We start from the raw sequence: 21734 nt of genomic DNA, 5'->3' as shown, positions 1-21734 counted from the left end.
AATAGATTTTTAATAAGTCTTGTATTATAGTTGCTTTTCGTAAAAAAACATGGTTTAATTAATTCTTGTGAATATCGATACTATTTCTAAAGCTAGACACGAATTAAAGTGTTGACTTTGAGTCTAATAGCTGGTATTATTGATATGGTTATGAATACAGTTTGTGGTTAAAGTAGAGGCTGCCCGCTTCTCACCTGAATGACGCTTTTGCAGTTGACAGGTATTGACACGTTGAATTTTTTGCGCTGACTAATGAGCGTATGAATATATAGCGGGCGGACATCTTCTGAAATGTCCGTCCTTTTTTTATGGACATACTTAGGAAGTGTACCGTTCAACCGGGCATATTTGCTCTTAACTCATGTATTCCCGACACAAACCTGGAGGTGGATTCGTATTAGCAAAGACATGTATGTAAACGAAGGCATTCGCGCGCGTGAACTTCGTCTAATCGATCATAATGGTGATCAGCTAGGAGTTAAATCTCGTAACGAAGCGTTAGAAATCGCCGCTCGTGTAAACTTGGATCTTGTCCTTGTGGCCCCTCAAGCTAAGCCACCAGTCGCTCGTATTATGGACTATGGTAAGTTTAAGTTTGAACAGCAAAAGAAAGATCGCGAAATTCGTAAAAATCAAAAAGTCATCAATATGAAGGAAGTTCGTTTAAGTCCAACAATTGATGAACATGATTTCCAAACGAAATTGCGTAATGCGATCAAATTCCTTGAAAAAGGCGACAAAGTAAAATGTTCTCTACGTTTTAAAGGTCGTGCGATTACTCATAAGGAAATTGGTCAACGCGTTTTAGATCGATTTGCTGAAGCTTGTGCTGAAGTTGCAACGGTTGAACAAAAGCCGAAGATGGAAGGCAGAAGCATGTTCTTAGTTCTTCAACCAAAGAACGAGAAATAGTAACACCGACGAATAGTTTAGGAGGAAATTCAAAATGCCAAAAATGAAAACTCACCGTGGCGCTGCGAAGCGTTTCAAGAAAACGGGCAAAGGAAAATTAAAATTTGACCGTGCTTACGGAAGCCACTTATTCGCTAACAAATCTACAAAACAAAAACGTCACCTACGTAAAGCGAAAGTTGCTACATCTGGTGATTTCAAACGTATCAGATCTTTATTAACTTACATGAAATAATTTTTGTGTAAAAACGCACGTGATTTTAATTAAACATTCGGAAGAATTAGCAGGAGGTAATTAGTATGCCACGCGTAAAAGGCGGAACAGTAACGCGCAAGCGTCGTAAAAAGGTTTTAAAATTAGCAAAAGGTTATTTTGGTTCAAAACATACATTATACAAAGTTGCTAACCAAGCAGTAATGAAGTCAGGTCAATATGCATACCGTGACCGTCGTCAAAAGAAACGTGATTTCCGTAAATTATGGATCACTCGTATCAATGCAGCTGCACGTTTAAACGGTCTTTCATACAGCCGTTTAATGCACGGTTTAAAAGTAGCTGGAATCGAAGTTAACCGTAAAATGTTAGCTGACCTAGCTGTAACTGACGCACAAGCATTTGCTCAATTAGCAGATGCAGCTAAAAAAGCAGTAGCGAAATAATTAAATTTGCGGAGCAAATTTAATTATTTCTGCACCGAAAGCGAAAGCGACAGGTGCAAAATTATTTCTGCACCGAAAGCGAAAGCGACAGGTGCAAAATTATTTCTGCACCGAAAGCGAAAGCGGCAGGTGCAAAATTATTTCTGTGGCGAAAGCGAAAGCGGCAGGTGTAAAATTATTTCTGTGGCGAAAGCTTTAGCGGCAGCTGCAGAAATAACATCACATTTACATATTCAGGTGTAAAGTGAACATATAAATAAAAGGCTGGTAGGACATCCTATCAGCCTTTTTATTTAATAGAATTTTATCTTAAAGACAAGACGTCGATTTTTGGCCAAAATCGTGAAAGAAGGAATTTCCTATGGAATTAGCATTTTTAGCTTATGTTGTCGTAATGTCTATCGTACTTTGCATTTTTATGTATGTAGATAAATCCAGGGCAAGAAATCATGAATGGCGTATTTCGGAAAAATCCTTATTTACCCTGGCCATCCTTGGCGGAGCGTGCGGTGGGGTGTTGGGAATGTATCTATTCCGCCACAAAACAAAGCATAGCTCCTTTGCATTCGGATTCCCACTAATCGCCGCCATTCAAGTTTTTATTGTCGTACGGGCTTTTAATCTTTTTTAAATAATGCTAGAAACCCTATCAAAATGCCAATCACTTTAAGGTGATTGGCATTTTTATTTTGTAAGTGATGAATGCGAATCTAAGGGTGATTTGCGTTTCATAAGAAAGATGAGACGCGTTCCGAAGGGAAAACGGAAGTGGGATGCGTTATAGAAGTGGGATGAAACGCGTTTTTGAAGTGAAAACGGAAGTGAGATGCGTTATAGAAGCGGGATGAAACGCGTTTTGAAAGGAAAACAGAGGTGAATGCGTTATAGAAGCGGGATGAAACGCATTCTGAAAGGAAAACGGAAGTGGGATGCGTTATAGAAGCGGGATGAAACGCGTTTGAAAGGAAAACAGAGGTGAGATGCGTTATAGAAGCCGGATGAAACGCGTTTTGAAAGGAAAACAGAGGTGGTATGCGTTATAGAAACGGGATGAAAAGCGTTCTAAAAGGAAAACGGAAGTGAGATGCGTTATAGAAGCCGGATGAAACGCGTTCTGAAAGGAAAACAGAGGTGGGATGCGTTATAGAAGCGGGATGAAAAGCGTTTGAAAGGAAAACAGAGGTGAGATGCGTTATAGAAGCCGGATGAAACGCGTTCTGAAAGGAAAACAGAGGTGGGATGCGTTATAGAAGCGGGATGAAACGTGTTCTGAAGGGGAAATGGAAGTGAGATACGTTATAGAAGCGGGATGAAACGCGTTCTTAAAGAAAATTAAACAGGAGAAGCTTTTCAAAAAGTGAGGTCCAAGAAATGATTAAACAAGAAATTACCTATAAAAAAATCACCGAATATTCAACTATTGAAAAGCCATGAGTAAATGGATATAATTAGTAAAAAATTACAACTAAAAGGCGCTTGAGAAGGATAAGTAAATAAGAGGTAGTTTAAAAGAGAGCTTCTGACGGTGGAAATGAAGCAAACGAAACTTATTGAAAATGACCCTTCGAGCCTCGTACCGAAACGAAAGGAGTAGGCTACGACGAGAAGGCACTCGTTACAACAGCGGCAGTATGAACACGTACTGATGGAGGCAAATGGTGTAAGCTGTTTGCGAATTTAGGTGGTAACACGGGAACCCTCGTCCTAATCGTTTTTCGATTAGGGCGTTTTTTTATTGGTCAAAATCAAGAAATTTTATGAGAAGGAGCGGAAACTATGACAATCTTTATTGGTGGGGCATGGCCATATGCAAACGGATCATTGCACTTGGGGCATATCGCGGCATTATTGCCGGGAGATATATTGGCGAGGTATTATCGGCAGAAGGGTGAGAAGGTATTATATGTTTCGGGAAGTGATTGTAACGGAACGCCCATTTCCATTCGGGCAAATCAAGAAAATACAACCATCAAAGCAATTGCTGACAGATACCACGATGAATTCCAGCAAGTGTTTAACAAGCTTGGTTTTTCTTATGACTTGTACACTCGGACAGATGCATCCCATCATCACAAATCTGTTCAGAAAATCTTTTTAACATTATTGGAGAATCGCTATTTATATAAGAAAAAAATAGAACAGGCCTATTGTGAACAGGATCAACAATTTCTTCCGGATCGCTTTGTGGAAGGGATTTGCCCAAATTGTGGAGCAAGAGCAAGAGGGGATCAATGCGATAGCTGCTCCAAGATTCTAGACCCGCTGGAATTAATCGATAAGCGCTGTAAAATTTGTGGAACAGCACCCATTATAAAAGAAACGGAGCATTTTTATTTTTCCTTCAGTAAATTTGAAGAGAAGTTAAAAGCATATACTGCGAATGCCGAACAAGAAAAACTTTGGAGAGAAAACGCGATTAATTTAACAAAGAGGTATTTAGCAGAAGGATTGCCCGATCGAGCAGTCACACGAGACTTACCCAATGGGGTTGAAGTACCTGTTGAAGGATTTGAGGGGAAAAAGATCTATGTTTGGATAGAAGCAGTGGCAGGATACTTGACGGCAAGTATGGAATGGTCAAAGCTGAACAGGGAAAACCTGTCCGATTGGTGGAATGAAAACACCATTTCCTATTACATTCATGGGAAGGATAATATTCCTTTTCATACAGTCATTTGGCCAGCAATCTTGTTAGGAATTAAGTACTCGGCATTACCGACGCATATACTTTCAAATGAATATTTAACCCTGGAAAAACGGAAACTATCAACAAGCCAAAATTGGGCTGTTTGGATGCCTGAACTGCTGCAAAAATATGATCCGGATTCAATTCGATACTTTTTAACAGTAAATGCACCGGAGAATCGGGATACTGATTTTTCTTGGAGGGAGTTTATCTATAGTCATAATGGTGAATTGCTCGGAGCATTTGGAAACTTTGTGAATCGGACATTGAAGTTTATTGAAAAATCTTTTGAGGGGGAAATTCCTCAAGCAAAAACAGATGAGGACATTTATAGAAAAACAAAAGATTTGTACGATGAAGTTGGTGCTTTAGTCGAAGTAGGACACTTCAAAAGGGCGTTGGAAACATTTTTTTGACTATGTCCGTTTTGCCAATCGTTATTTTGATGAAAGAAAGGCTTGGATTCAGATAAAAGAAGAAGTTGAACAATGCAAAGAAACATTGTCCACTTGTATTTTGATCATTCAAAATCTTGCACAAATCTTACAGCCGTTTTTACCCTATGGAACAGCGAAGATAAAGGCAATGCTTGATATACAGGAAAATCTGTGGACGGTTCAAAGGAAATTGCCCCAAAAAATGCAAAACACCGAACCACTGTATGAACGTTTGGATGTTAGGTTAATTGAAGAAGAAATCGGTCAATTGATGGGAAGTTCCATTAAATAAATATAATTATTTTAAAAAGAGGAAGGATTGTCGAACTTGCATAGTTCATGCAAAGTTGGACAATCCTTATTTTCGGAAGCTAATCGTTAGTGCATTAGCTTTTCATCAAAAAAGTATAGTTAATTCTCATTCTTTTGTTCTTTCATTAACTGCTCGATCGGGTTTTTCCAGTTGATTTTAGCTTTAGGGTAGCTCATTTTAATTTCTTTCTCTAAATAGTAAAAGTCATCTTTCGTTAAGCCTTGGAGCTTCATGGAATCATGAACCCAAACGAAAATGGATACCACTTCAAATGCATTTTCCGTAGTTCCCAGATATTTCTCCCCCTCAAAAAGGGCACCTTTATAAGAAATGAAAAAATTTTTGCGAACATTTTTCACATCATCATAGAAATAATATTCGCCTTTATCAAATGCTTCATCCAGCTTCCGCTTAGGGTCTGTAAGGTAACGGACACCTTTATAAAATATGTAAACGACTAATACGATTATAAGCAAACGGAAAAGTAGAAGAGCCAAGTTAAGTTCCCCCTTGTAAAAACATTGTAAATTCCTTTACGATTAAGGGGGACATTAAGTTTCACTTTTATTTAGAAATTGAGGGATTTTTTTATGAAATTTGTAGAATTATTTAGAATGCAAAGAGAGTTGGATTCTTTTATTGAAAAAACTCAGAATGTTCAACGTGATGTGTTTAAGGAAAAAGGACTTGCATTAATGATTGAATTAGCCGAGTTGGCGAACGAAACAAGATGCTTTAAATTTTGGAGTACAAAAGGTCCTTCTGAACGCGAAGTGATTTTGGAAGAATTTGTAGATTCCATTCATTTTTTACTTTCCCTAGGAAATGCAAAAGGATTGTCACTGGAAGAGTGGCCAGAAGTAAAAAACAAAGAGGATTTGACAGACTGGTTTTTAAAAACTCAAGAAGCCATTTTGACATTTATTCAAAATCCTACTAAGAATAGTTATCAGGATGTATGGCAATATTATGGGGTATTGGCTTTCAATTTAGATTTTACTTTAGAGGATATCATTCAAGCCTACTTTGAAAAGAATGAAAAAAACTACGAACGTCAAAGAAACGGCTATTAAGTAAAACTACCTTGCATTTTCATTTCGCCAAAAGTAACGCAAATAGAATAATGTATTTCAATAACCGAAATAATAGAGGTATAATTAGGAAGAATTTATTTAGGAGGGAAAATGATGGTGCAATTAGATGATACATTAAAAATGTTAAAAGAATTAACTGATGCAAATGGTATCCCTGGAAATGAAAGAGCTCCCCGTGCAGTAATGCGCAAGTATATTGAGCCATTTGCAGATGAAATCGAGCAAGATAACCTGGGTAGTTTGATCGCCAAAAAAGTGGGCGACGAAAACGGTCCAAAAATCATGATTGCTGGCCACTTAGACGAAATTGGTTTCATGGTCACACAAATCGACGAAAAAGGATTTATTAAATTCCAGACAGTAGGTGGTTGGTGGAGCCATGTGATGCTTTCGCAACGTGTGACAATCACTACACGTTCCGGTGAAGAAATCATTGGGGTAATCGGTTCAAAACCGCCTCATATCCTGCCTGCCGACCAACGTAAAAAAGTAGTGGATATGAAAGAATTATTCATCGATATCGGTGCAACTTCAAAAGAACAAGTCGGTGAATGGGGAATTCGCCCAGGCGATATGATTACACCGTACTTTGAATTCAATGTGATGAAAAATGAAAAAATGCTTTTAGCAAAAGCATGGGATAACCGTATTGGTTGTGCAATCGCGATTGATGTTTTAAAAGCATTAAAAGATACAAAGCATCCGAATATTGTGTATGGCGTAGGGAATGTTCAAGAAGAAGTCGGTCTTCGCGGTGCTAAAACGGCCACATTTAAAATCCAGCCGGATATCGGTTTTGCAGTGGATGTGGGAGTAGCTGGCGATACACCTGGAATTACACCAAAGGAATCGACTTCAAAATTGGGTGACGGTCCGCAAATTATCATTTTCGATGCTTCGATGGTAGGACATAAAGGGCTTCGTGACTTTGTAGTGGATGTTGCCGAGGAAAATAATATTCCATACCAATTTGACTCAACGCCCGGTGGTGGAACAGATGCAGGCTCTATTCACATTACTGCAAACGGTGTCCCTGCAATGGCCATTGGCGTAGCATCTCGCTATATTCATTCTCATGCGGCTATTTTGCACCGTGATGATTATGAAAACACAGTCAAACTAATCGTTGAACTTGTGAAAAGATTAGATCGCGATACGGTCAATAAAATTATTTTTGATTAGAACTGTAACCCGGGAACAGATTAACTCTGTACCTGGGTTTTTTTATAGAAAAATGTCCTTCCTTTTTTTCGTTCAACTGGTATCCAAATTGAAGGTTTATGCATATGTATAGTAGGGGTAAAATGATGATGATTGAATTTTTATAAATGTAATATAAAAATATACATAGAAATATGTTTATTTATACAATTTAGGTGTATAAACTATATAAGTTTAAATGTTTGTTGAATAATAAAAATTCACTTGATTTCATAATTATACATATGTATAATGAATTCATCATCAATCGGAAGTTTGGGGGCAAAAAGTGTTATGAGATTATTGGAAGAGGTTCAGCTTAAGTTAGTGTCAAGCCTTAAAGGGAAGGACCTATTGACATTATTGGATTATACAAGCGAAGAAGTTCAAGATTTAATCAAGCTATCAACTCAATTAAAGAAAATTACGAAAGCTGGGAGATGTCCGAGATTACTGGAAGGTAAAACATTGGGAATGATTTTCGAAAAACATTCTACGCGTACACGTATTTCCTTTGAAGTTGGCATGAACCAACTTGGTGGAAAGGCGATGTTTATGCATTCGCGTGACTTGCAAATTGGACGTGGTGAACCTATTTCAGATACAGGCCATGTTTTATCTGGCTATCTTGATGCAATCATGATCCGTGCAAACTCCCATGAAATGGTGAAAGAACTCGCACATCACGCGTCAATCCCAGTCATTAATGGGTTGACTGATATCTATCACCCATGTCAGGCATTAGCGGATTTAGAGACGATTGCTGAAAATAAGGGCGAGTTAAAAGGGTTGAAGATTGCCTATGTAGGTGATGGAAATAACGTGGCACACTCTTTGGTGGTTGCAGCTGCACATGTAGGAATGGATATTGTTGTCGCAACACCGGTGGGCTATGAACCTAATGAAGAAGTGATTGCAAAAGCAAAAGAAATAGCAAAATTAAATGGCAGCCTTGTAACCGTGACAAATGATCCGGTTGCTGCTGTAAAAAATGCAGATGCAGTTTATGCGGATGTCTGGACTAGTATGGGCCAAGAGGAAGAAACGGCAAAACGTTTAGTAGATTTCAAAGGCTACCAAATTAATGATGAATTGGTTGCCCATGCGAAACCAGATTATATGTTTTTACACTGCTTACCTGCACACCGCGAAGAAGAGGTCTCTACATCGGTAATCGATGGTCCGAATTCCTATATTTTTGAGCAAGCGGAGAATAGACTCCATGCGCAAAAGGCAGTATTGGCTTCAATTTTAGCCTAAAAGCGTAATAGAAAACTGTTTAGCTCTGTGACGAAAGCCTGCGACAGTCGCAAGCGGAGAACCGTTTACATGCGCAAAAGGCAGTTTTAGCCTCAATTTTAGCCTGAAAGCGTAGTAGAATCTGATTGGCTCTGTGACGAAAGCCTGCGACAGTCACAAGCGGAGAATAGACTCCATGCGCAAAAGGCAGTATTGGCTTCAATTTTAGCCTAAAAGCGTAATAGAAAACTGTTTAGCTCTGCGACGAAAGCCTGCGACAGTCGCAAGCGGAGAACCGTTTACATGCGCAAAAGGCAGTTTTAGCCTCAATTTTAGCCTGAAAGCGTAGTAGAATCTGATTGGCTCTGTGACGAAAGCCTGCGACAGTCACAAGCAGAGAACCGTTTACAAGAGCAAAAGGCAGTATTGAAATTTTTGGTTAAAAAAGTGAAATATACGGGTGGTATATTTTACTTTAAATAATATAAATGAAATCTGTCTACGGGGGACTCGCTGTAGAGATTTCGAGCGATGAGGAATCCAAGATGGGGTGAGACATCGCTACATATGGAAAACAACCTGGGAGACGCTGGGTTGTTTTTATTTTGCTTTTAAAAAACAGCTCTTGAAAGTATGAAAACTTTTAAGAGCTGCTTGATGCTGGCTGTTTATTCATTTGTAAAGATCACTTCTTCCGTCAATCCCAGTAAGTGCTGAATTTTGTCTGATATTTCTTCTGTCGTTGTATTTAATGAAAGGGCTAGCTCCGAGAGTAATATCGTTTGCATTGACAATAAAAGCTTGCGGTCTTGTTCTGGAAATTTTTTATCCTGGTTTTCCAGCTCGTATTTTTTGACAAGCAGAGTGTTCATGACTTTTGCCATTTCTTTGCGATTACCCTTTCTTATGATTAGAGAATAGTTCTGTGTTCGTTGGTTGCCTTTTTCAATCCATTCAATACCAGGTTCTGTAAATAGATTCAAAATTTCTTCTGCTTCTTCTTTGACCATAAGCGTGGAAATGGTTTTATTATCAATGGGTGTACTAATTTCTAATTTTTCATTATCAAGCGGATGTAGCACATAGTAAGTTTTTGTGATACCAGAAAAAGTTTTTTCGCTAATACTGTCAATTTGGCATAATCCATGAGATGAATAAATAATTGTATCGCCAATTTTAAACATGATTTCGCCCCCATGTGCAATTTTGTCAACTAAGTTGACTAATTTCATTATACGTTATTTAAGGAATTGTGTCAACTTAGTTGACAAGTGGTATGTGTTTGAGTATATTATTCTCGAAAACGAAGTAGCAAGGGAATGGTTGAAGTGCAACAATTAGATTTATTTGATCTTATAAGTGAACGACATGGTACGATAAGAAGAATATTAGAAGAAAAATGGAATGAAATGAGCGATATATCCATATCCAATTCTGAATGGTATATTATGTCGAAGGTGAATCACTATCAACCAACAATATCGATGGTTGCTAAAAGCGTGCAAATATCGCGACAAGCAGCCCACAAATTTATCAAAAAATTAGAATCAAAAGGGCTGGTTGAAATAGTGCCGGGAAAAAATAACCGTGATAAATGTATTCAATTAACAGACCTTGGACAATTATGTGTCGATAAATATATCATCTTGAAAAAAGAAATTGAGTTGAAAATATCTGAAAAGATTGATATGGAACAACTAAAAATCATATTGAAAAGTGATTGGGGAATATAAGAGCAGAAGGCTGCCAAGACATGAATTTCAAGCAAGTCAGCCTCACGACTCTTCCTTAGTGTTGAAATGCTTTCGAAAGTTTTTCGGTGAATTCTTGTTGTTCATCAGCTGAAGAGGAATTCCACCATTTTTCTAGAAATACACCAAGACCAGGCAGTAAGTGCTCGTCTCCACGTGAAATCGCATCTTCTACAGTATCGCGGAATTCTGCAGCACTATCACCTTGTACATTTGCTGTAATGGCTTGTCTAATTTGAAAATTCAATACAATCGCCTCCTTAATGACTAGTCTGCTTCACTCTCCTGAAACTATACATAGTAAATTAAGTAACAAGGCCGAGTTTTTGTTTCACTAATAAAATTTAAAAATTGTTCATGATTCGTCAGTATGCAATAAATTCGATTTTTATTAATCCTGAAGAACATTTTTTACACCGACTGACTTTTCATGTAAAATTAGGCGATAGACGAAAAGGAAAAGGCGGTAACCGTACGATTATGAAACGAATTGAATCATCGCAAAATGCGTTAGTAAAGCATTGGAAAAAGATAGTGACGACAAGAAAAGAAAGAGAAAAATCGGGAGAGTTCATCGTGGAGGGCTTTCATTTAGTGGAGGAAGCATTAAAGAATAAAGAGCAAATCGTTCAAATAATCGTTCGCGAAGGAGTGGATTTGCCATTACTTTGGGATATCGATGATGTAGCGATGGTTGAAATAACGGGCTCGATTGCAACAGAACTTGCTGAAACGGAAAACTCTCAAGGCGTTTTTGCACATTGCAAACAGTTGGAAGTGGATGCTAATGCACTTACCAACTGGAGAAAACTGTTGCTTGTGGATGCTGTTCAAGATCCAGGGAATATCGGGACGATGATTCGCACGGCGGATGCTGCCGGGATAGATGCAGTTGTTCTAGGGAAAGGCAGTGCGGATGCATATAATCCAAAGACATTACGTTCGGCACAAGGCTCCCATTTTCATATCCCAATTATTCGTGGGGAATTAGCCGAATGGATAGAAGACTTGCAAGCACGTGATGTGAAGGTCTATGGAACAGCCCTGCAAGAGGCGGTTGTGTATACAGATGTTGAAACTTCCGGAAGCTTTGCTCTGATTGTAGGAAATGAAGGAAGCGGCATTCATCCACAATTACTGGACAAGACCGATCAAAACGTCATTATCCCGATTTTTGGACAGGCTGAATCTTTAAATGTTGCTGTGGCGACGGGGATATTACTTTATCAATTCGCGAAATAAGTTATAAATGTTAAAAGACACCGATTCACAAACTTGTGGTCGGTGTTTTGTATTTCTGGAAGATTCACTACGAAATTATTAAATCTGCTCCAAGTACGCCAATAACCTTATCTCCCTCTTGAATTGGCATGGATAGCGTTATGCATGCTTTTTTGGTTAAGGCGGAAACATAAATATCCGATACAAAGGTATTGCCCTGAGATGCTTCAATAAACCAAGGGCGTAATTTAGCGTTAACAAGTGCAGCGGTAGGGTTCGAATAAATAAAAGAACCATCTAAACGGTTGGACCATATAGCTTCGAGTTGTGCATTGGCCGATAGAATGCCATCCAAAAGTTTCTGATGAACGTGTGGATGCAATGAATTTAATTCTTTTGCATGGATAGGGTTTGAAAGAATAGATATAGAATCATCGATTACAGTTCGATCAATCTGCATATTCATGGTAGTTGGATCATTGTTTACAAGCGACTGAAGCTCTTCGGATGTATGGGTTAGAGCGGTACTGATAGAACGAATTTCTTGTACATTCACATGCTGTTTATCAAGATCATATGTAACTTGGTGGACATGCTCCTTATTTTCCATGTCCAATTGGGAAATTTCCTGCAGTAATTGAGAGATTTCTTGGATATTCTCACGTTGTTCTTCAACCGACTCCGTTGATTCGGATACCATACTAGTAATAGAAGTTAGCCGGGACTTGAAGGAGTGCATCGATTTCAAGATTTCCTTGAGTTCATTAGAGCCTTCTTCTATTTGTATTGTTTCCGTCTCTACCATGTTAGTAGAGCCATTGATCCCATTTAAAATAAGTTCCAGATTTTCGCGGGTTTGTTCTACTGCGGTAGAAGTCTGGGCAGCTAAATTTCCTACTTCGTTTGCCACGACGGCAAAGCTCTTCCCGTGATCTCCGGCTCTCGCTGCTTCAATTGATGCATTCAACGCAAGAATTCGCGTTTTTTGCGAAATGGATCCAATCGTATGGACGATATCATGAATTTTTTTTGAATTCAGTACCAGCTGATTCATCTGTTGCAGGAGGATATGATGACTTTTGTTTAATGCGTCAAATTTCCCTAGAAGTGACTGAAAAGATTCAACGGATATTTCAAGTTCTTCGTTTGAAGTTTGGCTGTTTGATAAAATTTCTTGTGAAAAAGCTGAAATATGTAAGGCGGAGGATTCAATTTCACTCATTTTTACAGTAACCTGGTGCGTATTTTCCGCAGTTTGCATACTATGTTCCAATAAAATGCTTATTTGATTTTTGCTTGATGAGGATGTTTTTTCTAGGTCCATCGATGCGATATTTACTTGTTCTACAATCCCTTTTAATTGATCGACCGCCACTTGAACTTGACCATCGAAATTTCGAGGAACTTCTTCTATTGAAGGTTGTTTGGCTTGTTCTTCTTTTCTTTTTAAAAATAACATGAAACCCCTCCTTGAAAATGATGTTATAAAATCTAACATGTGCTTTTTAAAAAATATACCATATAAGTAAATTTTTCTATATAGAAAGTATAAAATCATTCCCTTTTTCCTATTCTACAATTAAGAAAGTTTGATTACTTCTTCTTTGCAGTACTTGAAACGTTTTCCGTTTTGCCGTAAAATAATGAGGAATTAAAAATCAAATAACTTTTTAAATGCGTTAGCAGCGGGAAGAGTAAATAGTGAAGGACTCTCTAGGGAGCATAAGCCATAGACTGAGAGCTTGTGTAGAGTTGGAATTATTGAAGTTCACCCCGTAAGCAGCTTCCGGGAACATTTTTTTGTGAAAGGAAAGCCGGCCAATCGAGTCGTTATGTCAATGAAGTGATTGCAATTTTTATCTAGCAATAACTAGGGTGGTACCGCGAATCTAGTCCTCGTCCCTTTTTAGGGGCGAGGTTTTTTGTGTTTTTTGAAGGAAATTATGGTGAGAGTCGCACATTATGGTGCCGAAGTTGCACGTAGGTGTTTGAATCCACGAAAACAGGTGAAAGTCGCACGTAAAGAGAGAAAAGTCGCAAGTAAAGTGAGAGAAGTCGCACGTAAACAGGTGAGTGGCTCGTAACCAAGCGCAAGTCGCCCGTAAGAAGTGAAAACTCGCTTGTAAAGTAGGCGAACCTGCTCGTAAGGCGAGCAAACTCGCGCCTAAACTGGCCGAACCCACTCGTAAGCTGTAACTTACTACGAACGAGTCCAACTTCACCAATAAACTCAAAACCACCAACACAAAAATCAATGCGAATTCTATTAAGGAGGGTATACACGTGGAACAACAATTAAAGCAATTAGAACAAGAAGCATTAGCAAAGCTGCAAGCTGCCGCTAACTTAAAAGAGTTAAATGACGTTCGTGTTGCGTATTTAGGGAAAAAAGGTCCAATTACGGACTTGTTAAAAGGAATGGGGAAATTATCTCCGGAAGAACGTCCGAAAATGGGGGCACTCGTAAATGCAGTTCGAGAAAATGTAACTGCACAATTGGAAGAAAGAGTAGCCGTTTTAGAGGAACAAGCGATTCTTGAGCAATTGGAAAAGGAATCGATTGATGTCACTTTACCAGGACGTAAAGTGCGTCAGGGTAACCGTCATCCATTGACTCGTGTGATCGAAGAGATCGAGGATTTATTTGTTTCGATGGGTTATGAAATTGCAGAGGGTCCTGAAGTTGAGAAGGACTACTATAATTTCGAAGCATTAAATTTACCGAAAGGTCACCCGGCCCGTGATATGCAGGATACGTTCTATATCACGGAAGAAACACTTTTACGTACGCACACTTCTCCAGTGCAGGCTCGAACTATGGAGCTTAAAAAAGGTGAACCAATTCGCATTATTTGCCCAGGGAAAGTATTCCGACGCGATAATGATGATGCAACACACTCTCACCAATTCATGCAAATCGAAGGTCTGGTAATTGGTGAAAACATCCGCATGAGCGATTTAAAAGGGACACTTGATGCATTAGCGAAGAAGATGTTTGGTGATGATCGTGAAATTCGTTTACGTCCAAGTTTCTTCCCATTCACGGAACCTTCAGTGGAAATGGATATTTCTTGCTTCAAATGTGGAGGTAAGGGCTGTAACGTATGTAAACATACAGGCTGGATTGAGATTCTAGGTGCTGGTATGGTCCATCCGAATGTATTGGAAATGGCTGGCTATGACTCGAAAAAAGTTTCAGGCTTTGCATTTGGTATTGGTGCAGAACGTATCGCAATGTTGAAATATGGAGTAGATGATATTCGTCATTTCTACACAAATGATAGTCGTTTCTTATCACAATTCCATAGAACAGAAGGGTAAGGGGGTACAACTATGTTAGTTTCGTTAAATTGGTTAAGACAATATGTTGATATAGATGGCATCGCACCGGAAGAGTTGGCCGAAAAAATTACGCGTTCAGGCATCGAAGTGGATGCAGTAATCGATCGTTCCCAAGGTATGACAAATGTCGTTGTTGGGCATGTGGTTTCGAAGGAAAAACACCCAGATGCAGATAAGTTAAATGTTTGCCAAGTAGAAGTTGGCGAAGGTGATATCCGTCAAATTATTTGTGGAGCTCCAAATGTGGCTGCAGACCAAAAAGTGATTGTCGCTTTACCTGGTGCACGTCTACCAGGAGGCGTAAAAATTAAAAAAGCAAAAATGCGCGGTCAAGAATCAAACGGTATGATTTGTTCGCTGCAAGAACTAGGTGTGGAAGGTCGTGTTGTTCCTAAAGCATATGCAGAAGGAATATACGTATTGCCTAAAGATACTGTTCCTGGCAGTGACGCACTGGAACTAATCGGACTACGTGACACAGTATTGGAACTAGGATTAACACCGAACCGTTCTGATGCCTTATCTATGCTGGGTGTTGCTTATGAAGTAGCAGCGATTTTATCTCAAGAAGTGAAATTACCTGAGATTCAGTACCAAACTGTTTCGGAAAAAGCCGAAGATTATATTAAAGTTAGTGTAGAGGCAAAAGAGAATCCATTATACGCAGCGAAAGTTGTTAAAAATGTGAAAATCGCGGAATCTCCACTTTGGCTGCAGCATTATTTAATGGCTGCCGGCGTACGTCCGCACAACAATGTAGTGGATATTACGAACTATATTTTAATGGAATACGGCCAACCGCTTCATGCTTTTGACTATGATGCACTGAAATCAAGTGAAATTCTTGTTCGTTTAGCAAATGAAGGCGAAAAAATCGTTACATTGGATGATCAGGAGCGTAGTTTAAAAGCTCATAATCTTGTTATTACGAATGGCCAAGAACCAGTTGCCATTGCAGGTGTGATGGGTGGGGCGAACTCTGAAGTAACATCTGACACAACGACAGTAGTCATTGAAGCAGCTTATTTCGATGGTTTCTCCGTTCGTCGTACATCCAAGGAATTAGGTTTACGCTCGGATTCTTCTGCTCGTTTTGAAAAAGGAGTAGATCCAAACCGCGTACTTATTGCAGGAGAACGCGCTGCACAGCTTCTAGCGGAGCTTGCTGGTGGAGAGGTTCTGGAAGGAACTGTAGCAGTTGATGATCTAGATAAATCACCAGCACGTGTTGTTGTATCACCAGACTTTATTAACAACCGTCTTGGCATGAAAATCTCTTTGGAAGACATGCTGTCGATTTTAAACCGTCTGCAATTTGATGTGGAAGCGGCTAATGGGATGTTAATCATTGATGCACCGACACGCCGTCAAGATATTAAAATCGAAGAAGATATCGTTGAAGAGATCGCAAGGCTTTATGGATATGATGAAATTCCAATGACATTACCGGAAGGCAATGAGCAAATTGGTGGATTAACTCCTTATCAAGCAAAACGCCGTATCGCTCGTAATGTGATGGAAGGGGCTGGACTTTACCAGGCTGTTACTTATTCATTAACATCTGATGAGCTTGCTCAAAAATTTGCACTTAAGGCAGAAGATACGACTAAATTACTAATGCCGATGAGTGAAGAACGCTCTACTTTGCGTCAGAGCTTGATTCCGCATTTAATTGAAGCAGCTGGCTATAACGTAGCCCGTAAAGCAGATTCTGTTGCTCTATATGAAATCGGCTCTGTATTCCTTGGAAAAACTGAAGATGAACTTCCATATGAAGAAGAACATCTTGCCCTTGTGCTTTCAGGAAAATGGGTAGATCATGCATGGCAAGGCGAGAAGCTGACAGTTGATTTCTTCGTTGCAAAAGGAATTATAGAAAGCTTATTCGAAAAACTTGGCTTAACAGATCGCATATCTTTTGAAAAAGCGAATGTTGATGGGCTTCATCCTGGTCAAACAGCTGCAATCCTGCTTGACGGGGAAAAGGTTGGAATCATCGGCGGTTTGCATCCTATTGAACGCAAAAAATATGATCTGAAAGAAACATTCGTAGCAGAATTAAACTTAAAAGCCGTACTGGGTGCAGAAGTAGAAGAATTGGTTTACGCATCTGTTCCACGTTTCCCTGCCATCACGCGTGATATCGCTTTAGAGCTTGACCGTTCTAAACCAGCTGGGGAAATTATTGAAGTAATCCGTGCTGCTGGCACAAAATTATTAAAAGAAGTGAAAGTATTTGATGTATACGAAGGAGATAAAATGGAAGCGGGTAAAAAATCCGTTGCCTTCTCATTAACATACTTTGACCCAGAACGTACATTAACGGACGAAGAAGTAGTAAGTGCACACAATAAAGTGTTAAAAGCTTTAACTGAAGCTGGGGCAGAACTTCGATAAGCTTGTTCACAAAAATGAAGAAGAGTCGCACGAGTATTACTCGGGCAACTCTTCTTTTTTCGTTCCAGGTTTTACTACTCCAACCACCGCAGCTATGACACCAACAATGGCATGAATCAAGGCAAAGGTATAAAAGTTGAAATAGATTGTATATGTATATTCGTTTAACTTGGGGAGGGTGGGTCCAACGGCAGACCCGTCTAGTGCAGCTAAAACACCATTTTTATAATCTAGCGAAAAGTACAAAAGTACCCCTACCAGCAAAATTCCCCCAATTATTGAGAAAGACTTCATTAAGCGATCTGTTGTACTTCTTGTTAAAGCAAGAATATATCGAAATGTGATAAATATGCTTAATAATAAAAAAGGTAAAACAAATATAATCCCGATAAAACCCAAACTTCCATTATTCGCCGTTTCGTCGGGTTGGATAGTGAAGAAGTGCCCTATTATTAAAAAGCCGAGCAACGAAATTCCAAGACTAATTAACCAGCTTAATCGAATCAAAATATCACCCTTTCTAATAGTACTATACATGTCCCATCATTTTGTTTCAATTGGGATAGGAAGAAAGTATAGATTCATGAACACTCAAGTTGGAGAATTTTATATCTAAAATGAATGATATATAATAAGAAAAGTAGAAATATTGAACAAAGGGGATGGGAAAGATGCTTACAAAAGAAGAAACAGTATTGGTTTTGGTTGACATTCAAGGAAGGCTTGCAGAAATTGTTCATGACAGTGAACTAGTGATTTCAAATATTGTGAAGGTAGCAGAGGGCGCACAAATATTAGATTTACCTGTTTTATGGCTAGAACAATATCCAAAGGGACTTGGACCAACCGTGGAGAAAATTGCACAAGCCTTGCCAAATTATAAGCCAATCGAAAAAATCACATTCAGTGCATATGATACGCCGGAATTTGTAGAACAATTAGAGGCAACAAAACGTAAAAAGGTTCTGATAGCCGGAATCGAAACACATATTTGTGTCTATCAAACAGCAGCACAACTTATACACAAAGGGTATGAAGTGGAAGTGCTTGCAGATTGCGTATCTTCGCGTACAGATAAAAATCATGAAATTGGCCTTGATAAAATGATGCAGCTTGGTGTGAAGGTAACTTCCGTTGAAATGGCTCTTTTTGAAATGCTGCAAATCGCAAAAGGCGATCAATTCAAAGCAATTAGTAAACTAGTAAAATAAATAGATAGAATTAGGAAACCATACACTACTTGATTTTACAGGTGGTTGTATGGTTTTTTCCTCTAGAAAATGGGTATGTAGGATAAGTATGGAATAATCTGATTTAAGGGGGGAAACTAATGCTTGCAACATGGACCTGGATTGCAACGATCGTTTTAAGTTTATTTTTCATTGGAATGTCTTTGAGATTTAGAAAGAAGTCAAGCGAAAGCTTTTTGCAATTTGCAATTGCTGGAGGGACATTGCCATTTTTCTTACTATTATTCACTGACCTTGCAACAATCATGGGAGTCGGGAATTTTGTTGGCCACTCCTCAAAAGGGTTTGAAATCGGGGTTGCCAATATCCCGTTCATTATTGGGGAGCAAGGCGCAAAAATCCTTTTTGCCTTGTTATTTGCAGGGTTTGCTGCTAGGTTTACCTACAAAAGTATTGCAGAACTATTAAATGATTTAATTCTGAGAGATAAGATATCACGGGCGATTGTTGGCATTTTAACTTCTTCCATCATGATTGCCTGGATTGGCGGACAGGCAAAAGGAATGGGGCAACTTTTCTCCGTCTTTACAGGAGCAGATCCGCTGCTATTGATTTTCTTCTTTTCAGCAGTCTTTATCATCTATACAACGGTAGGCGGAATGTTATCCGTGGTTTGGACTGATTTTGTTCAGGGTGTTTTATTGCTGGGGATCGCCATTTGGTTTTATATAAAGGTTTACGCCAAAATTGATTTTAGTTATTCAAATCTAAAAACGATGCTAGCCGAAGTGGATGCCAGCGACTTAACGCAAATGAGTATTTCCGGCTGGGAAATCGTAACACTCTTTGTCACTGGATGCTTCGGGGTATTGGCGGCTCAGGTGTATTGGCAGCGATGCTTTGCAGCAGGAAATCCCAAAGCTGCCAGTCGTGCGATGTTGTATAGCGGTATCGGTGCCATCATCTTTACTATTTTAGCTTCTGTTTCGGGAATGATTGTGAAAGCAATGAACCCTAATCTGGAATCTGCAAATGCAATCTCTTGGCTCATCCTGAATGAAATGTCACAAACAACCGCACTTGTTTTCTTCATCTTAATCTTCCTGGCCGCCATATCGAGTGCATCCTCATTACTGCATTCTGCAGCCATTGTCATTGTAAATGATCTTGTCATCCCCTTTTCAAAGGAAATAAAAGATGAAAGGTTGATTGTCCTTTCTAAATGGCTGGTGGTGCTAGTCGGGATCTTTTCAACCTTGGCGGCGAATTTTTCCGAGTCGATTATCAACCTGTTCTCCTTTGCCTATACATTAACAGGTGGCGGGGTTGTACCGGTACTAATCGTTGGGCTTCTATGGAAGAAAAGGAAGTTCGAAAAATTTGAAATGGGATCACAAAATAGCCGGGTATCCGTTTGGGGAGGCAGAATCGGATTACTTTCAGGGGCTATTGCGTCTGTGTTGTTCGGAATCCTTTGGGGAGTACTGATTTCAACAGTTTTGACGATTATTGTGTCATTAATCCTTCCGAATAAAACAGAATTTAATAGAAAGCTTGAAGTTGGAAATGCTTAAAAATAAAAAGGAGAAACGCCGTTTTATGACGTTTCCCCTTTAGAGCTATTTCTTTTTATTTACTATCTTTCTGGCCTTTTCAGTATTGGCAAAATGCCATTTGGAGATTGATTTCAATGTTTCCTCGCCATGTTTCAACCAGATGCGTGCAGCCATCTCATCGACTTTGCCACTAGCGCCTTTTTGCAGATTCATTCCTGCTATTTTTGATAATCGATCCATTTCTTTCAAGAAAGCATAACGGGCCAGAATAGAGGCAGCGGCAACAGCAGCATGAAGCTGTTCAGCCTTTGTTGAAAATAAAACATTTTCGCGGATAATTTCTTTTTCATTTTTTATGTGATTATAATAAATGTTCCGCTCTGCAAATTGGTCAATCAAAATATACTGGGGCTTTTCAGGCTCTATTTTTGATAGGACGAGTTTCAATGCTTGATTGTGCAGCATTGCCTTGATTTTACCCTGTGAATATCCTTTTGCTTGAATGGCATTATATTTTTCGTTGCGCAGTGTCAGAATGCTATGAGGACAAACAGACATGATATCGGGAGCGATTTTAAGCATGATCTGATCATTTAACATTTTGGAATCCTTCACCCCGAGCTCATAGAGGAGTTCGATTTTATCTTTCGGTACATATACAGCTGCAACGGTAACGGGTCCGAAATAATCACCGGTTCCAGTTTCATCCGAGCCGAGGACGGACATGGCTGAGAAGTTTTCCGGGAGCCTATCTCCTTTTGTCATAATGGTTTTATGGGCACTTGTAGAAGATGTTGATTGGGAAGCAGTTGAACCTACTTCACCCCAGCGGCCTGCTTCCCTTGTTGCTCCACCGCCCTGGAACATTACTTTTCCGGATTTGTAGATTGTGATTGCAGTATCCGGTAGCTTTGCTGCAAAAATAACTCCTGGTGCATTTCGTTCTATGGTTGATGATGCATAATAGGATTTCACCTGATTCTGCACTTCACTTGAAAGCTGTAAGACAATATTAGACATTCGTTCAGTCCTTTCTTTCTCTGAGGTACACATCTTGAACATTTTCATCTGCTTTAAATTTTATAAAAGCGTTTGTTGCAGCCTTTATGGAATTACCATACATTATAGTGTTATTATAACGCGTTTTCTTTCATGACAATAGAAAAACCACCGAGCAGATAAATTAAAAAACGGATTGATTCTACCTTTAATAAATACATAATTATACATTCCAATCCAAGGTTTTGAAATTATTTAAGTGACCAAAAGTATTGATAGTATTGGTTTTGTAACCTGAATGTAGTTGTACTGTATAAAGTAAAGATGGTATGATATGTATTATAAATTTTATTAGTATACTCTACTGAAGTGTAAAATAACCAAATCTGCAATCATTCGCTTGTTTTAAATGGTTGTAAAATATTGAATTCATGATCGCAATGTTGTTTGTTAAAGTTGTTCTAGGAGGTATTGCATGGCTGACCAAGAAAAAAATCGAATATCCGTAGAAATTTATGGCCACTCATACAAAATGGTCGGGTCTGAATCTACGGGACATATGAGATTAGTTGCTTCTATAGTAGATGATAAAATGCGAGAAATACGTGTACATAATCCTTCATTGGATAGTTCGAAGCTTGCCGTTTTAACAGCTGTCAATACCGTACATGAGTTACTGAAATTGAAAGAACAAGTTGAGAAGCTTGAGGAAGAATTGAAAAAATTAAAGGGTTGAA

21 protein-coding genes, 1 pseudogene and 3 other annotated features are annotated in these 21734 nt (G+C 39.0%); of the genes and pseudogenes, 16 read left to right on the top strand and 6 right to left on the bottom strand.

Features of this window, described 5'->3' with window-relative positions; translation table 11 throughout:
• The first annotated feature begins 164 nt into the window (after positions 1–164).
• Positions 165–313, top strand: a sequence feature (ribosomal protein L20 leader region).
• Between the two features lie 95 nt (positions 314–408).
• The 5 genes and pseudogenes from infC (at position 409) to metG (ending at position 4987) form a co-directional block, all read left to right on the top strand.
• Complete coding sequence (gene infC, locus QYB95_RS08855) at positions 409–912, top strand: translation initiation factor IF-3 (RefSeq protein WP_137729396.1); 504 nt, start codon at positions 409–411, stop codon at positions 910–912.
• Between the two features lie 34 nt (positions 913–946).
• Positions 947–1147, top strand: a complete 201-nt coding sequence (rpmI, locus tag QYB95_RS08850) for a 50S ribosomal protein L35 (RefSeq protein WP_097072856.1) — start codon at positions 947–949, stop codon at positions 1145–1147.
• Positions 1148–1212: 65 nt separating this feature from the next.
• Positions 1213–1572: a 50S ribosomal protein L20 gene (gene rplT / locus QYB95_RS08845; RefSeq protein ID WP_301137979.1), complete on the top strand. Its 360-nt coding sequence runs from the start codon at positions 1213–1215 to the stop codon at positions 1570–1572.
• A gap of 361 nt (positions 1573–1933) precedes the next feature.
• Entirely contained in the window at positions 1934–2203 is a 270-nt protein-coding gene (locus QYB95_RS08840; RefSeq protein WP_301137978.1) for a DUF1294 domain-containing protein, read from the top strand.
• Positions 2204–3038: 835 nt separating this feature from the next.
• Positions 3039–3282, top strand: a binding site (T-box leader).
• A 66-nt stretch (positions 3283–3348) separates the two neighbouring features.
• Positions 3349–4987, top strand: a pseudogene (gene metG, locus QYB95_RS08835) (methionine--tRNA ligase).
• 119 nt (positions 4988–5106) lie between these two features.
• On the opposite strand, the gene QYB95_RS08830 reads toward metG, so the two are convergent.
• A complete protein-coding gene (locus QYB95_RS08830) occupies positions 5107–5505 on the bottom strand; it encodes a sigma-w pathway protein ysdB (protein ID WP_301137977.1) in 399 nt (132 codons plus the stop codon).
• Positions 5506–5598: 93 nt separating this feature from the next.
• Between QYB95_RS08830 and QYB95_RS08825 the strand changes: the two genes are divergently transcribed.
• The 3 genes from QYB95_RS08825 to argF all read left to right on the top strand — a co-directional run bounded on the left by QYB95_RS08825 (position 5599) and on the right by argF (position 8562).
• Complete coding sequence (locus QYB95_RS08825) at positions 5599–6081, top strand: dUTP diphosphatase (RefSeq protein ID WP_301137976.1); 483 nt, start codon at positions 5599–5601, stop codon at positions 6079–6081.
• Between the two features lie 114 nt (positions 6082–6195).
• Positions 6196–7284: a M42 family metallopeptidase gene (locus QYB95_RS08820; protein ID WP_301138092.1), complete on the top strand. Its 1089-nt coding sequence runs from the start codon at positions 6196–6198 to the stop codon at positions 7282–7284.
• 312 nt (positions 7285–7596) lie between these two features.
• A complete protein-coding gene (gene argF / locus QYB95_RS08815; protein ID WP_301137975.1) occupies positions 7597–8562 on the top strand; it encodes an ornithine carbamoyltransferase in 966 nt (321 codons plus the stop codon).
• Between the two features lie 647 nt (positions 8563–9209).
• Here argF and QYB95_RS08810 read toward each other — a convergent pair.
• A complete protein-coding gene (locus tag QYB95_RS08810) occupies positions 9210–9725 on the bottom strand; it encodes a CarD family transcriptional regulator (RefSeq protein ID WP_301137974.1) in 516 nt (171 codons plus the stop codon).
• A 135-nt stretch (positions 9726–9860) separates the two neighbouring features.
• Between QYB95_RS08810 and QYB95_RS08805 the strand changes: the two genes are divergently transcribed.
• Positions 9861–10274, top strand: a complete 414-nt coding sequence (locus QYB95_RS08805; protein WP_301137973.1) for a MarR family winged helix-turn-helix transcriptional regulator — start codon at positions 9861–9863, stop codon at positions 10272–10274.
• 55 nt (positions 10275–10329) lie between these two features.
• Here the strand turns inward: QYB95_RS08805 and sspI are convergent, their stop codons facing one another.
• Positions 10330–10539 (bottom strand): small acid-soluble spore protein SspI, encoded by a 210-nt coding sequence (gene sspI / locus QYB95_RS08800; protein ID WP_301137972.1) that lies wholly within the window; start codon positions 10537–10539, stop codon positions 10330–10332.
• Positions 10540–10772: 233 nt separating this feature from the next.
• On the opposite strand from sspI, the gene QYB95_RS08795 reads away from it, so the two are divergent.
• Positions 10773–11534: a TrmH family RNA methyltransferase gene (locus tag QYB95_RS08795; RefSeq protein ID WP_301138091.1), complete on the top strand. Its 762-nt coding sequence runs from the start codon at positions 10773–10775 to the stop codon at positions 11532–11534.
• Between the two features lie 67 nt (positions 11535–11601).
• On the opposite strand, the gene QYB95_RS08790 is transcribed toward QYB95_RS08795, so the two are convergent.
• Complete coding sequence (locus QYB95_RS08790; protein ID WP_301137971.1) at positions 11602–12972, bottom strand: methyl-accepting chemotaxis protein; 1371 nt, start codon at positions 12970–12972, stop codon at positions 11602–11604.
• A 211-nt stretch (positions 12973–13183) separates the two neighbouring features.
• Positions 13184–13420, top strand: a binding site (T-box leader).
• 36 nt (positions 13421–13456) lie between these two features.
• Between QYB95_RS08790 and QYB95_RS08785 the strand changes: the two genes are divergently transcribed.
• From QYB95_RS08785 to pheT, 3 genes are all read left to right on the top strand, one after another.
• A complete protein-coding gene (locus QYB95_RS08785; protein ID WP_301137970.1) occupies positions 13457–13597 on the top strand; it encodes a hypothetical protein in 141 nt (46 codons plus the stop codon).
• Positions 13598–13796: 199 nt separating this feature from the next.
• Complete coding sequence (gene pheS / locus QYB95_RS08780) at positions 13797–14834, top strand: phenylalanine--tRNA ligase subunit alpha (RefSeq protein WP_301137969.1); 1038 nt, start codon at positions 13797–13799, stop codon at positions 14832–14834.
• A gap of 12 nt (positions 14835–14846) precedes the next feature.
• Positions 14847–17252, top strand: coding sequence for a phenylalanine--tRNA ligase subunit beta (gene pheT, locus QYB95_RS08775; RefSeq protein ID WP_301137968.1), 2406 nt, complete (start codon positions 14847–14849; stop codon positions 17250–17252).
• A 36-nt stretch (positions 17253–17288) separates the two neighbouring features.
• Here pheT and QYB95_RS08770 read toward each other — a convergent pair whose 3' ends face one another.
• Positions 17289–17759, bottom strand: coding sequence for a nucleoside-diphosphate sugar epimerase (locus tag QYB95_RS08770; protein ID WP_301137967.1), 471 nt, complete (start codon positions 17757–17759; stop codon positions 17289–17291).
• 164 nt (positions 17760–17923) lie between these two features.
• Here QYB95_RS08770 and QYB95_RS08765 point away from each other — a divergent pair, with 164 nt between their 5' ends.
• Both QYB95_RS08765 and QYB95_RS08760 read left to right on the top strand, forming a co-directional pair.
• Positions 17924–18463 (top strand): hydrolase, encoded by a 540-nt coding sequence (locus QYB95_RS08765; protein WP_301137966.1) that lies wholly within the window; start codon positions 17924–17926, stop codon positions 18461–18463.
• A 119-nt stretch (positions 18464–18582) separates the two neighbouring features.
• A complete protein-coding gene (locus QYB95_RS08760) occupies positions 18583–20016 on the top strand; it encodes a sodium:solute symporter family protein (protein ID WP_301137965.1) in 1434 nt (477 codons plus the stop codon).
• Positions 20017–20061: 45 nt separating this feature from the next.
• Here QYB95_RS08760 and rnhC read toward each other — a convergent pair whose 3' ends face one another.
• Positions 20062–21018 carry a ribonuclease HIII gene (rnhC, locus tag QYB95_RS08755; RefSeq protein ID WP_301137964.1) on the bottom strand — a complete coding sequence of 319 codons (957 nt, stop codon included), beginning with the start codon at positions 21016–21018 and terminating at the stop codon, positions 20062–20064.
• A gap of 454 nt (positions 21019–21472) precedes the next feature.
• On the opposite strand from rnhC, the gene zapA reads away from it, so the two are divergent.
• The gene (gene zapA, locus QYB95_RS08750; protein WP_301137963.1) at positions 21473–21733 is read left to right on the top strand and encodes a cell division protein ZapA; all 261 of its coding nucleotides are present in this window, start codon (positions 21473–21475) and stop codon (positions 21731–21733) included.
• The last annotated feature ends 1 nt before the right edge of the window (position 21734 follow it).

Origin of the sequence: Ureibacillus aquaedulcis, assembly GCF_030418165.1 — a bacterium.
Lineage (GTDB): Bacteria > Bacillota > Bacilli > Bacillales_A > Planococcaceae > Ureibacillus > Ureibacillus aquaedulcis.
This window is presented reverse-complemented; position numbering and strand designations above follow the sequence as displayed.